Raw genomic sequence first — 12,441 nt, 5'->3', positions numbered from 1 at the left:
CAATGTGAGGAAGCTCCCAGCTCAGCCTTCGCGGCGACGTCGCCGCGAAGGCTGAGCTGGGAGCTTCCTCACATTGGGTAATGCCTGGTAATCGACTACAGTCTTAGTGACCGAACGGTACCCACCAGGTGGGACCGGAACGAAACAAGATATCTGTGAGGTCGTCTGCGATGGTGCAGTTCGACGGTATGCGCCCCGCTCGGCTCAAGGTGGGAATCATCTCGGCCGGCCGGGTCGGCACCGCCCTCGGTGTAGCGCTGGAGCGCGCGGACCATGTCGTAGTGGCGTGTAGCGCCATCTCCCATGCGTCGCGGCAGCGCGCGCAACGCCGGCTGCCCGATACGCCGGTGGCGACGCCACCGGACGTGGCGGCCGGTGCCGAGCTGCTGCTCCTCGCCGTCCCCGACAGCGAACTTGCCGGCCTGGTGTCCGGGCTGGCCGCGACGTCGGCGGTGCGGCCCGGGACCATTGTGGTCCACACGTCCGGCGCCAACGGGATCGGCATTCTCGAGCCGCTGGCCCAGGACGGCTGCATCCCGCTGGCGATCCACCCGGCGATGACGTTCACCGGGTCCGACGAGGACATCAGCCGGCTGTCGGATTCCTGCTTCGGCGTCACCGCCGCCGACGAAATCGGCTACGCGATCGGGCAATCGCTGGTCTTGGAGATGGGCGGCGAACCGTTCTGCGTCGCAGAGGACGCCCGCGTGCTGTACCACGCCGCGCTGGCCCACGCCGGCAACCACATCGTGACCGTGCTGGCCGACGCGCTCGACGCGTTGCGTGCCGCGCTGCGCGGCAGCGAACTGCTCGGCCAACAATCCGTCGACGACCAGCCGGGCGGCATCGCCGAACGGATCATCGGACCGCTGGCCAGGGCCGCGCTGGAGAACACCCTGCAGCGCGGGCAGGCCGCGCTGACCGGTCCGGTCGCCCGTGGCGATGCGGCCGCGGTCGCGGGGCACCTGGCCGCGCTGGGTCAGGTCGGCCCGGAGCTGGCGCAGGCGTACCGGGTGAACGCCCTGCGGACCGCCCAGCGCGCGCACGCCCCCCAGGACGTCGTGGAGGTTCTGGCGCAATGAGACCCGGCAAGCCTCCGGCCTTCACGGCGGGCGACCTCAACGTCTACTCCGCCCCGCGCGATGTCGCCGACGTCAGCCGCGCCCTGCGTTACACCGGGCGACGGGTGATGTTGGTGCCCACCATGGGCGCGCTGCACGACGGGCACCTGGCGTTGGTGCGCGCGGCCAAGCGAGTGCCCGGCGCGGTGGTGGTGGTGTCGATCTTCGTCAACCCGCTGCAGTTCGGCGCCGGTGAGGACCTCGACGCCTACCCGCGGACCCTGGATGACGACATCGCCCTGCTGCGCTCCGAGGGTGTCGAGATCGTCTTCACCCCAACGGCCGCCGCGATGTATCCCGACGGTCTGCGCACCACCGTGCAGCCGGGGCCACTGGCCGCCGAGCTGGAGGGCGCCGTCCGGCCGACCCACTTCGCCGGGATGCTCACCGTCGTGTGCAAGCTGCTCCAGATCGTGCGACCGGACCGGATCTTCTTCGGCGAGAAGGACTATCAGCAGCTGGTGATCGTCCGCCAGATGGTCGCCGACCTGAACATCGACGCGCAGGTGATCGGGGTGCCGACGGTCCGGGAATCCGACGGCCTGGCGATGTCGTCGCGCAACCGCTACCTGGACCCCACGCAACGCGAACTGGCCGTGACACTTTCGGCCGCTCTGACGGCCGGCGCGCACGCCGCGCACCACGGCGGCACGGCCGCGCTGGCCGCGGCGCGCGCGGTGCTCGACGCCGTGCCCGACCTCACCGTCGACTACCTCGAGTTGCGCGACGCCGGGCTCGGCCCGGCGCCCGCGCACGGTTCGGCCCGGCTGCTGGTTGCGGCCCGGCTGGGCACCACCAGGCTGCTGGACAACATCGAAATGCAGATCGAAACACCCGCCGGCACCGCTGGGCCGGACGGACATCACGAATACGCCCAATCACCTTGGAGGAATTGATGTTACGGACGATGCTAAGGTCGAAGATCCACCGCGCCACCGTCACACAGGCCGACCTGCACTACGTCGGCTCGGTGACCATCGACGCCGATCTGATGGACGCAGCCGACCTGCTCGAGGGCGAACAGGTCACCATCGTCGACATCGACAACGGTGCCCGGCTGGTCACCTACGCGATCACCGGCGAGCGCGGCAGCGGTGTGATCGGAATCAACGGTGCGGCAGCACATCTCGTCCACCCGGGCGACCTGGTGATCCTGATCGCCTACGGCACCATGGAAGAGGCGGAGGCCCGGACGTACCAGCCGCGGATCGTCTTCGTCGACGCCGACAACAAGCCGATCGACCTCGGCCACGATCCGGCATTCGTGCCCGCCTTGGACATACCCGGGGTGGCCGAACTCCTGGATCCCCGGATCGTTGCGCGGTAGCCGTGCTGCTCGCGATCGACGTCCGTAACACCCACACCGTCGTCGGGCTGATATCGGGATCCAAGGAGCACGCAAACGTCGTGCAGCAATGGCGGATTCGCACCGAAGCGGAGATCACCGCCGACGAACTGGCGCTGACCATCGACGGCCTCATCGGCGACGACTCCGAACGGCTCACCGGGGCCGCGGCGCTGTCCACCGTCCCCTCGGTGCTGCACGAGGTGCGGCTGATGCTCGACCAGTACTGGCCGTCGGTGCCCCACGTGCTGATCGAGCCCGGGGTGCGCACCGGCATCCCGCTGCTCGTCGACAACCCCAAGGAAGTGGGCGCCGACCGAATCGTCAACTGCCTGGCGGCCTTCCATCGGTTCAACAGCCCCGCCATCGTCATCGACTTCGGATCCTCGATCTGCGTGGACGTTGTGTCGGCCAAGGGCGAATTCCTCGGCGGTGCGATCGCACCCGGATTGCAGGTGTCCTCCGACGCCGCCGCGGCCCGCTCGGCCGCACTGCGCCGGGTGGAGCTGACCCGCCCCCGTTCGGTGGTCGGCAAGAACACCGTCGAGTGCATGCAGGCGGGCGCGGTGTTCGGTTTCGCCGGGCTGGTCGACGGCTTGGTCGCGCGCATCCGCGAGGACGTGGACGGCTTTGCCGGCGACGACGTCGCGATCGTCGCCACCGGCCACACCGCGCCGCTGCTGCTGCCCGAGCTGCAGACCGTCGGCCATTACGACCAGCACCTGACCCTGCACGGGCTGCGGCTGATCTTCGAACGCAACCGCGACGCCCAGCGCGGCCGGCTGAAGACGGCGCGCTGACACACCGGCTTCGTGCCGCAGCGCGCAGGCAAAGCCGTCGGCGCGGCCTCAAAGCCCGGTCCTTTAAGCTGGCACGTCGTGAGTGCCGACGATCTGGATATTCCCGAGCAGTACCGAATACGCCGCGATAAGCGCGCTCGGCTGCTCGCCGAGGGGCACGACCCGTACCCGGTCGACGTCGAACGCACCCACACGCTGGCCCAGGTCCGTGCCGCCCATCCCGATTTGCCGGTCGACACCGCGACCGATGACCTCGTCGGCGTCGCCGGCCGGGTGATCTTTGCCCGCAACTCCGGCAAACTCTGCTTCGCCACGCTGCAGGAGGGCGACGGCACCAGCCTGCAGGTGATGATCAGCCTCGACAAGGTCGGCCAGCAATCCCTCGACGCGTGGAAGGCCGACGTCGACCTCGGCGACATCGTCTACGTGCACGGCAACGTGATCAGCTCACGGCGCGGCGAATTGTCCGTGCTGGCCGACTCCTGGCAGATGGCGTCCAAGTCGCTGCGGCCGCTGCCCGTCGCGCACAAGGACATGAGCGAAGAGGCGCGGGTGCGGCAGCGCTACGTCGACCTGATCGTGCGCCCGCAGGCTCGCACCGTGGCGCGGCAGCGGATCGCCGTCATTCGCGCCATCCGCAACGCATTGGAACGGCGCGGGTTTCTCGAAGTCGAAACCCCAATGTTGCAGACGCTGGCCGGTGGCGCTGCCGCGCGGCCGTTCATCACACATTCCAATGCACTCGACATCGATCTCTACTTGAGGATCGCACCAGAACTGTTCCTCAAGCGGTGCGTCGTCGGCGGTTTCGACCGGGTTTTCGAACTAAATCGTGTGTTCCGAAACGAAGGTGCGGATTCCACCCATTCTCCGGAATTTTCCATGCTGGAGACGTACCAGGCGTACGGAACCTATGACGATTCGGCAGTAGTGACGCGCGAGCTTATTCAAGAGGTGGCCGACGAGGCGATCGGAACCCGACAACTACCGCTGCCGGACGGCAGTGTCTACGACATAGACGGGGAATGGGCTTCGATACAAATGTACCCGTCACTGTCGGCGGCACTCGGTGAAGAGATCACGCCTGAGACGTCAGTCGAACAACTGCTCGCAATCGCCGATCGACTCGGCGTCGAGATTCCCACCGACCGGGGCTACGGACACGGAAAAATCGTCGAGGAACTGTGGGAACACACGGTTGGCAACGCACTCGTCGCTCCGACGTTCGTAAGGGATTTCCCGGTCGAGACAACGCCTTTGACGCGTCAGCACCGCAGTATCGCGGGTGTCACCGAGAAGTGGGACCTGTATGTGCGTGGTGTCGAACTCGCCACCGGGTATTCGGAATTGAATGATCCCGTGGTACAGCGCGAGAGGTTCGCCGCGCAAGCGCGTGCCGCCGCCGCGGGCGACGACGAAGCTATGGTGCTCGACGAAGATTTCCTTGCCGCACTCGAGTATGCGATGCCGCCAAGTACCGGAACGGGAATGGGTATCGACAGGTTGTTGATGACATTGACTGGCCTGTCAATTCGAGAGACAGTTTTGTTCCCGATTGTTAGGCCGCAGTCGTAGTTGAAAGATTTCAGCTGTGCGGCTTCCGTACAGATTGAGTATGCTTCGCTGTTATGGCAGATTGGTGACGGGGAGGCCCGATCCAATCTGCACAGTAACCGCTCAGGGACGAAATGCGAGGGTAAGCCAATGGCAAAAAAAGTGACCGTCACCTTGGTCGATGATTTCGACGGTGCCGGCGCGGCCGACGAAACGGTGGAATTCGGGCTTGACGGGGTGACCTACGAGATTGATCTTTCGTCCAAGAATGCCGCGAAACTGCGCGGAGATCTGAAGCAATGGGTGGAAGCCGGTCGCCGCGTCGGCGGCCGTCGCCGCGGGCGTTCCGGCACGGGCCGCGGCCGTGGCGCGATCGACCGTGAGCAGAGCGCGGCCATTCGCGAATGGGCCCGCCGTAACGGGCACAACGTGTCGACGCGGGGCCGCATCCCGGCCGACGTGATCGACGCATTCCACGCGGCCACCTAACAGTCCTCAAACCGGCGTCCGGGCTCCAGGCCCGGGCGCCGGTTTGTTGTTTCGCTGGACGCGAAACAATCGTCTGGCGGCTCGCGGAAACGAAATGGAAGTCCGCGACGTTCTTCAGTTACGGCGCGCAACGCCGCTGGCAGTCGCAGGTGAGATTGGCCCCGGAAACACCGAGCGGGTCCGTAGCGAAGAACGCACGGCAAGGTTAGACCCGCTGGCAAGCCGACCACTACAGTGGAGACAGGTACGCGATTCCGGCCACAGGGGACCGGCTTGGTTTCTAGCGGGGCCGCCAACAGGTTTGTACCGATGTGAGGGAGAGCAGGTAACCCGATGTTTGAAAGATTTACCGACCGTGCCCGCAGGGTCGTCGTCCTGGCGCAAGAAGAGGCTCGGATGCTCAACCACAACTACATCGGCACCGAGCACATCCTGCTGGGTTTGATTCACGAGGGTGAAGGCGTCGCGGCGAAGTCGCTGGAGTCGCTGGGCATCTCGCTCGAGGGCGTTCGTAGCCAGGTCGAGGAGATCATCGGCCAGGGCCAGCAGGCCCCGTCGGGACACATTCCGTTCACGCCCCGCGCCAAGAAGGTTCTCGAGCTGAGCCTGCGCGAGGCGCTGCAGCTCGGCCACAACTACATCGGCACCGAGCACATTTTGCTGGGTCTCATCCGCGAGGGTGAGGGGGTCGCCGCGCAGGTGCTGGTGAAGCTGGGCGCCGAGCTGACCCGGGTGCGCCAGCAGGTGATCCAGTTGCTGAGCGGCTACCAGGGCAAGGAGGCCGCGGAGGCCGGCACCGGTGGCCGTGGCGGCGAATCCGGCAGCCCGTCCACCTCGCTGGTGCTCGACCAGTTCGGCCGCAACCTGACGGCGGCCGCTATGGAAGGCAAGCTCGACCCGGTCATCGGCCGCGAGAAGGAAATCGAGCGGGTGATGCAGGTGCTGAGCCGGCGCACCAAGAACAACCCGGTGCTGATCGGCGAGCCCGGCGTCGGTAAGACCGCCGTGGTCGAGGGCCTGGCGCAGGCGATCGTGCACGGCCAGGTTCCCGAAACGCTGAAGGACAAGCAGCTCTACACGCTGGACCTGGGTTCGCTGGTGGCGGGTAGCCGCTACCGCGGTGACTTCGAGGAGCGCCTGAAGAAGGTGCTCAAGGAGATCAACACCCGCGGCGACATCATCCTGTTCATCGACGAGCTGCACACCCTGGTGGGTGCGGGCGCGGCCGAGGGCGCGATCGACGCCGCGAGCATCCTGAAGCCCAAGCTGGCCCGCGGTGAGCTGCAGACCATCGGCGCCACCACGCTCGACGAGTACCGCAAGTACATCGAGAAGGACGCCGCGCTGGAGCGCCGCTTCCAGCCGGTGCAGGTCGGCGAGCCGACGGTGGAGCACACCATCGAGATCCTCAAGGGTCTGCGCGACCGGTACGAGGCGCACCACCGGGTGTCCATCACCGACGGCGCGATGGTGGCCGCGGCCACCCTGGCCGACCGCTACATCAACGACCGGTTCCTGCCCGACAAGGCGATCGACCTGATCGACGAGGCGGGCGCCCGGATGCGCATCCGGCGCATGACCGCGCCGCCAGACCTGCGCGAGTTCGACGAGAAGATCGCCGAGGCGCGCCGGGAGAAGGAATCGGCGATCGACGCCCAGGACTTCGAGAAGGCGGCCAGCCTGCGCGACCGCGAGAAGCAACTCGTCGGCCAGCGCGCCGAGCGCGAAAAGCAGTGGCGCTCAGGCGATCTCGACGTGGTTGCAGAGGTCGACGACAACGAGATCGCCGAGGTGCTGGGCAACTGGACCGGCATCCCGGTGTTCAAGCTGACCGAGGCCGAGACCACCCGGCTGCTGCGCATGGAAGACGAGCTGCACAAGCGGATCATCGGCCAGGAGGACGCCGTCAAGGCCGTCTCCAAGGCGATCCGCCGCACCCGGGCCGGGCTGAAAGACCCCAAGCGCCCGTCGGGTTCGTTCATCTTCGCCGGGCCGTCCGGTGTCGGTAAGACCGAGCTGTCCAAGGCGCTGGCCAACTTCCTGTTCGGCGACGACGACGCGCTCATCCAGATCGACATGGGTGAGTTCCACGACCGGTTCACCGCGTCGCGGTTGTTCGGTGCCCCGCCGGGATACGTCGGCTACGAGGAGGGCGGCCAGCTCACCGAGAAGGTGCGGCGCAAGCCGTTCTCGGTGGTGTTGTTCGACGAGATCGAGAAGGCCCACCAGGAGATCTACAACAGCCTGTTGCAGGTCCTCGAGGACGGCCGGCTCACCGACGGTCAGGGCCGCACGGTCGACTTCAAGAACACCGTGCTGATCTTCACCTCGAACCTCGGCACGTCCGACATCTCCAAGCCGGTCGGCCTGGGCTTCACCCAGGGTGGCGGTGAAAACAACTACGAGCGGATGAAGCAGAAAGTCAACGACGAGCTGAAGAAGCACTTCCGCCCGGAGTTCCTCAACCGCATCGACGACATCATCGTCTTCCACCAGCTGACCAAGGACGAGATCATCCGGATGGTCGACCTGATGATCGAGCGCGTCGGCAAGCAGCTCAAGGCCAAGGACATGGCGATGGAATTGACCGATAAGGCCAAGTCCCTGCTGGCCAAGCGTGGCTTCGACCCGGTGCTGGGTGCACGTCCGTTGCGGCGCACCATCCAGCGCGAGATCGAGGACCAGCTCTCCGAGAAGATCCTCTTCGAGGAGGTCGGTCCCGGCCAGGTCGTCACGGTCGACGTCGACAACTGGGACGGCGAAAGCGCCGGTGAGGACGCAAAGTTCACCTTCACCGGAACCCGCAAGCCGCCGGTCGAGCCGGACCTGGCGAAAGCCGGAGCGCACAGCGCCGGCGACCCGGGGCCGGACGCGCAGTAGCGACCAACAGAAAACGGGCGGTAGTCGATCTCGGACTACCGCCCGTTTTCGCTGCCCCCTAAACTGACCGTTGTCATCGACGTGTAACGGAATCTGGTGAAAGTCCAGAGCGGTCGCGCCACTGTCAAAAGTCAGACCCGGTACTCGTCATACCCAGCGGGGACGCGTTATCCCCAGAAGGAGTCGATTGTGTCCCACCCGCAGCTAACCGGCGGCCGCACCCGATCCGTCGACCTGTCCGCGGCACGCACCGCGCTATGGTTCGCCGCGACCGTCTTCCTCGCGTTGCTGGCGCTGTACTTCGTCGGCGTCGACCAGGGGGCCGTATCGCTGTTCGGCAGCGACTCGCACGTCCACGAGTTCGTGCACGACGCCCGGCACCTCCTCGGCTTCCCCTGCCACTGACCCGGTCTCGTGGAGAAACGCCTGATCGGGGGCGGTCTTCTGGCGGGCGCCATCGGCGCGGTTTTGGCGTTCGTCTTCGCCCGCCTGTGTGCCGAGCCCGTCATCGGCCGCGCAATCGCTTTTGAAGACGGCCGCACCGACGCCGAGAACGCGCATGGCGTGCACGAGCACGGCGCCGAGTTGTTCACCCGCGGCGTGCAGTCCGGCCCCGGGCTGGGATTCGGTGTGCTGATCTTCGGACTCGCCATGGGCGCGCTGTTCGCCGTGCTGTTCAGCGTCGTCTATGCGCGGACAGAAACTGTTCAACCGCAAGCGCTTTCGCTGCTGCTGGCGGCCGGGGCCTTCGGGGCGGTGTACCTGGTCCCGTTTGTGAAGTATCCGCCGAACCCGCCGGCGGTCGGACAGTCCGACACGATCGGGGCGCGCACCGGCTGGTACCTGGCGATGGTGCTGGTGTCGGTAGTACTGGCCATCGGAGCGGTATGGCTGGCGCGGCGCCTCGCCGCGCGTTTCGGCGCCTGGAACGCGAGGCTGCTCGCGGCGGGTGCGTATCTGGTCACGATCGTCGTGGTGGCGGTGCTGCTGCCGGGCGTGGACGAGACTCCCGAACCGCTGCGCGATGCCGCGGGGACGATCATCTATCCGGGCTTTCCCGCCGACGTCCTCTACGAATTCAGGTTGTTGTCCCTGGCCACCCAGCTGGTGCTGTGGACGGGCATCGGCCTGGCGTTCGCGACGATCAGCGGGCGGATCCTTTCGGTGCAGGCGCCGGCCGGGCAGGCGTCGAGCATCGCGGCGTGACCGAGGTCGCGCGTCTGACCCTGCTCTCGCATGGCATGACGGATGCCATGGCGGAGGGGCGTTTTCCCGCCGACGAACCGCTGAACGCGATCGGCCGCCGCCAGGTTGAGGCGATGGGCGGCGCCGCCTGTTCCGCACAGCGCTGGCTCTGCGGACCCGAGCAACGCACCCGACAGACCGCGAAACTGCTTGGCCTGCAAGCCGAAAGCGAGCCGCGGTTGGCCGACCTCGACTGCGGACGGTGGCGCGGCGAGGTGCTTGCCGCCCTGCCGCCCGGCGAACTCGAGGCGTGGCTGGCTCAACCGGGTGCCGCGCCACATGGTGGTGAGTCGATCGCCGACCTGATCTCACGGGCTTCGCAGTGGCTGGAGTCGTTGACCGCCAAGCCATTACGCACGGTGGCGGTGACGCACCCGGCGCTGATCCGCGCGGCGATCGTGGCGGCGCTGGACATCGCCCCGGCGTCGTTTTGGCGGGTCGACGTCGAGCCGGTCACCCGGGTCGTCCTGCACTTCCGGGGCGGACGTTGGACGCTGCGGTTGTGAGCCTCAGCGCGGGGCGATCAGCGCGAAGGCCTGCTTGGCGATCTTCAGCATCCAGCCGGTCACCGTCGGCCCGTGATCGCGCGGCCAGTTCAGCTGAAAGCTGACCACCCACGGCTGCCGCGTCTTGTCGACGGCATACCAGCTGAACGTCAGATCACCCGGCAGGCCACCGGCTTTCGCGCCGATATACGGCCACACGCTGCGGTCCAGCTGGATGCCCGCGACCGCCGAGAGGATCTCGCGCACCGGTGCGGCCTTGCCGACCGCGTCGGCCTGCAGCGCGGCGTGGACGCGGCAGATGTCCTCGGCGTTGCCGTACCACTCCGCGCCGTAGGATGATGCCGGCGAGTGCGCCCGCATCGGATCCGGGTCATAGGGCGTCGAATTCGCCTGCTCCAGCAGCTGCTCGCGGACTTGCGGCGATCCGTGTTCCCATTGGTCGCGCAGGTCGGGCCTGCCCCATCCGACCGAGAACAACTCGTACATGGTGGGGAACGGGGTCATGCTGGCCGGGTCGTGATGACCGGCGGTGGCCAGCGCTTGCTCGATGGCGTGCGTGCCCATCCTCCCGATCAACAGATCGGTCGCCATGTTGTCACTAGTGGCGATCATCTTCTCGGCGGCGGTGCGTACCGAAACGTGCGCTCCGGTAGGCAAAGCCAATCCCGACGAGCCGACGGCCCGGCTCTTGTCGGTGACGGTCAGCTGGTCATCCCAGGACACGGTCCCGTTGGTGATCGCGCCCGCCAGCGCATGCAACACGTACAGCTTGAAAATGGATGCCAGCGGCAAAGGTTCGTGCGTGTTGGTGCCCGCAACCGGGGCGCAGTGCCCGTCGTCGACCTTGGCGACCTGATACGAGTAGCGCGCACCGGTCTTGCCCAACACCGCGTCGATGTCGTGCCACGAGTTGATCGTGGGCGCCTGGGTGTCGAGATCGAATCGATCCACCGAGCCGCCGTCGTCGGTGTGAATCCGAATGTCTTGCCGGGCACCGTAGGACGAGGTCAGGTGCAGGGTCGCCACGCTCGCGCCGAGGTCGACGCCGTTGAGCGTGAACGGACGGTCCCACCACAGCGCCTCCATGGTGGTTTGCACCGACTCGACCTTGTCGGGTGCGGCCAGGGTGCCGACCCCAACCGGGCCGATGGGCCAGTCCGAGTTGAGCATGTCCAGCGTCTGCTGCGCCCGGATCCCGGGCGGGGTCCGGGTGTCGATCTGCCGTCCCGGATTCTCCGCGTTCGCCTGCGGGGAGGGGTTGGGGGCGCACCCGGGCGCCGATGTCACTACCAGTGCGGCGGCCGCGCTCAGCGTCAATGCGCGGCGCCAGGCCGACAGCCCGCTAGCCAGCCTGCTTGTTGCCGGCAACGTCCATCACAACCTCGAATTCCAGCAGCGAAGCCCCGGTCGCCACCGGCTTCGCCCGCTCACCGGAGTGCGCCTCGATCGCAGGCCCCTGCGCCCACGCCTGGAATGCCTCTTCGGACTCCCACTGGGTCACCACGAAGTAGCGGTTCTCGCCCTTGATCGGGCGGAGCAGCTGAAAGCCTAGGAAGCCGGGCTGGTTGTCGACGGCGTGCGCCCGGTGGGCGAACCGCTTCTCCAGCTCCGGGCCGGCGTCGGCGGGTACTTCGATTGCGTTGATCTTCACCACTGGCGACATGCCGCTAGGCTACCCCGCCTATCCGCGTGCTCGAGCCGAGGGCGGTGCACGCAAGATGGTGCTATGCCCAGCCAACTGCTGACTTGCCACGGGGGAGACGGTGAGCCGCTGGTGCTGGTGCACGGCCTGATGGGACGGGGGACCACCTGGCCACGGCAGCTGCCCTGGCTGACCCGGCTGGGCACCGTGTACACCTACGACGCCCCGTGGCACCGGGGCCGCGACGTCGACGATCCACACCCGATCAGCACCGAACGGTTCGTGGCCGATCTGGCCGACGCGGTGGGCTCGCTGGCGGTCCCGGCCCGGATGGTCGGGCATTCGATGGGCGCCCTGCACTCGTGGTGTTTGGCGGCCGAGCGTCCCGAACTGGTTTCCGCACTGGTGCTCGAGGACATGGCGCCGGACTTCCGCGGCCGCACCACCGGCCCCTGGGAACCGTGGCTGCATGCCCTCCCGGTCGAATTCGATTCCGCCGAACAGGTTTTCGCGGAATTCGGGCCCGTCGCCGGCCGGTATTTTCTGGAGGCCTTCGACCGCACCGAAACCGGTTGGCGGCTGCACGGTCACACCGCGCGCTGGATCGAGATCGCCGCCGAGTGGGGCACCCGGGACTACTGGGCGCAGTGGCACGGGGTGCGCGCCCCCGCGCTGCTCATCGAGGGCGGCAATTCGGTGACCCCGCCAGGACAGATGCGGGAGATGGACGAAACCGGCTCCGCGACAACATATTTGCGGGCCCCAGACGCCGGTCACCTGATTCACGACGAGGCGCCCCGGCTGTACCGCGAGGCGGTCGAGTCGTTTCTGGGGGCGCCGCGCCCGTCGGCCTGACGGA

Annotated in this window: 13 protein-coding genes; 11 read left to right on the top strand and 2 right to left on the bottom strand. The window is 67.1% G+C overall.

Annotated features, from left to right (window positions below; genetic code table 11):
- Nucleotides 1-170 precede the first annotated feature (170 nt).
- From B8W69_RS23985 to B8W69_RS23940, 10 genes are all read left to right on the top strand, one after another.
- Entirely contained in the window at nucleotides 171-1,082 is a 912-nt protein-coding gene (locus B8W69_RS23985; protein ID WP_085292218.1) for a Rossmann-like and DUF2520 domain-containing protein, read from the top strand.
- Entirely contained in the window at nucleotides 1,079-2,017 is a 939-nt protein-coding gene (panC, locus tag B8W69_RS23980; protein ID WP_085292217.1) for a pantoate--beta-alanine ligase, read from the top strand. The genes B8W69_RS23985 and panC overlap by 4 nt, the downstream gene beginning before the upstream one ends.
- A complete protein-coding gene (gene panD, locus B8W69_RS23975; RefSeq protein WP_085292216.1) occupies nucleotides 2,017-2,448 on the top strand; it encodes an aspartate 1-decarboxylase in 432 nt (143 codons plus the stop codon). The genes panC and panD overlap by 1 nt, the downstream gene beginning before the upstream one ends.
- Before the next feature lie 2 nt (nucleotides 2,449-2,450).
- On the top strand, nucleotides 2,451-3,266 hold the full coding sequence (locus B8W69_RS23970) for a type III pantothenate kinase (protein WP_085292215.1): 816 nt from the start codon (nucleotides 2,451-2,453) through the stop codon (nucleotides 3,264-3,266).
- Between the two features lie 78 nt (nucleotides 3,267-3,344).
- Entirely contained in the window at nucleotides 3,345-4,841 is a 1,497-nt protein-coding gene (lysS, locus tag B8W69_RS23965; protein WP_085292214.1) for a lysine--tRNA ligase, read from the top strand.
- A gap of 129 nt (nucleotides 4,842-4,970) precedes the next feature.
- A complete protein-coding gene (gene lsr2 / locus B8W69_RS23960) occupies nucleotides 4,971-5,309 on the top strand; it encodes a histone-like nucleoid-structuring protein Lsr2 (protein WP_007772320.1) in 339 nt (112 codons plus the stop codon).
- A gap of 333 nt (nucleotides 5,310-5,642) precedes the next feature.
- Complete coding sequence (gene clpC1, locus B8W69_RS23955) at nucleotides 5,643-8,189, top strand: ATP-dependent protease ATP-binding subunit ClpC (RefSeq protein ID WP_085292213.1); 2,547 nt, start codon at nucleotides 5,643-5,645, stop codon at nucleotides 8,187-8,189.
- 189 nt (nucleotides 8,190-8,378) lie between these two features.
- Nucleotides 8,379-8,594: a CbtB domain-containing protein gene (locus B8W69_RS23950; protein ID WP_064950519.1), complete on the top strand. Its 216-nt coding sequence runs from the start codon at nucleotides 8,379-8,381 to the stop codon at nucleotides 8,592-8,594.
- Nucleotides 8,595-8,603: 9 nt separating this feature from the next.
- Nucleotides 8,604-9,395 carry a CbtA family protein gene (locus B8W69_RS23945; RefSeq protein WP_085292212.1) on the top strand — a complete coding sequence of 264 codons (792 nt, stop codon included), beginning with the start codon at nucleotides 8,604-8,606 and terminating at the stop codon, nucleotides 9,393-9,395.
- A complete protein-coding gene (locus B8W69_RS23940) occupies nucleotides 9,392-9,940 on the top strand; it encodes a histidine phosphatase family protein (RefSeq protein WP_085292211.1) in 549 nt (182 codons plus the stop codon). The genes B8W69_RS23945 and B8W69_RS23940 overlap by 4 nt, the downstream gene beginning before the upstream one ends.
- A gap of 3 nt (nucleotides 9,941-9,943) precedes the next feature.
- Here the strand turns inward: B8W69_RS23940 and B8W69_RS23935 are convergent, their stop codons facing one another.
- Both B8W69_RS23935 and mhuD read right to left on the bottom strand, forming a co-directional pair.
- Entirely contained in the window at nucleotides 9,944-11,308 is a 1,365-nt protein-coding gene (locus B8W69_RS23935; protein ID WP_085292210.1) for a serine hydrolase, read from the bottom strand.
- Complete coding sequence (gene mhuD, locus B8W69_RS23930) at nucleotides 11,283-11,603, bottom strand: mycobilin-forming heme oxygenase MhuD (RefSeq protein ID WP_007772332.1); 321 nt, start codon at nucleotides 11,601-11,603, stop codon at nucleotides 11,283-11,285. The genes B8W69_RS23935 and mhuD overlap by 26 nt, the downstream gene beginning before the upstream one ends.
- A 63-nt stretch (nucleotides 11,604-11,666) precedes the next feature.
- Between mhuD and B8W69_RS23925 the strand changes: the two genes are divergently transcribed.
- Nucleotides 11,667-12,437: an alpha/beta fold hydrolase gene (locus B8W69_RS23925; RefSeq protein ID WP_085292209.1), complete on the top strand. Its 771-nt coding sequence runs from the start codon at nucleotides 11,667-11,669 to the stop codon at nucleotides 12,435-12,437.
- The last annotated feature ends 4 nt before the right edge of the window (nucleotides 12,438-12,441 follow it).

It is taken from the genome of Mycolicibacterium vulneris, from assembly GCF_002104765.1.
Classification (GTDB): domain Bacteria; phylum Actinomycetota; class Actinomycetes; order Mycobacteriales; family Mycobacteriaceae; genus Mycobacterium; species Mycobacterium vulneris.
The sequence above is the reverse complement of the archived record's forward strand: the minus strand, read 5'-3'. Positions and strand labels throughout refer to the sequence as shown.

What these genes read in the sequence shown, in the direction of transcription:
- clpC1 (WP_085292213.1), top strand. Translation starts at nt 5,643, where the DNA reads ATGTTTGAAAGATTTACCGACCGTGCCCGCAGGGTCGTCGTCCTGGCG.
- panD (WP_085292216.1), top strand. Translation starts at nt 2,017, where the DNA reads ATGTTACGGACGATGCTAAGGTCGAAGATCCACCGCGCCACCGTCACA.
- B8W69_RS23925 (WP_085292209.1), top strand. Translation starts at nt 11,667, where the DNA reads ATGCCCAGCCAACTGCTGACTTGCCACGGGGGAGACGGTGAGCCGCTG.
- panC (WP_085292217.1), top strand. Translation starts at nt 1,079, where the DNA reads ATGAGACCCGGCAAGCCTCCGGCCTTCACGGCGGGCGACCTCAACGTC.
- B8W69_RS23985 (WP_085292218.1), top strand. Translation starts at nt 171, where the DNA reads ATGGTGCAGTTCGACGGTATGCGCCCCGCTCGGCTCAAGGTGGGAATC.
- mhuD (WP_007772332.1), bottom strand. Translation starts at nt 11,603, where the DNA reads ATGTCGCCAGTGGTGAAGATCAACGCAATCGAAGTACCCGCCGACGCC.
- lsr2 (WP_007772320.1), top strand. Translation starts at nt 4,971, where the DNA reads ATGGCAAAAAAAGTGACCGTCACCTTGGTCGATGATTTCGACGGTGCC.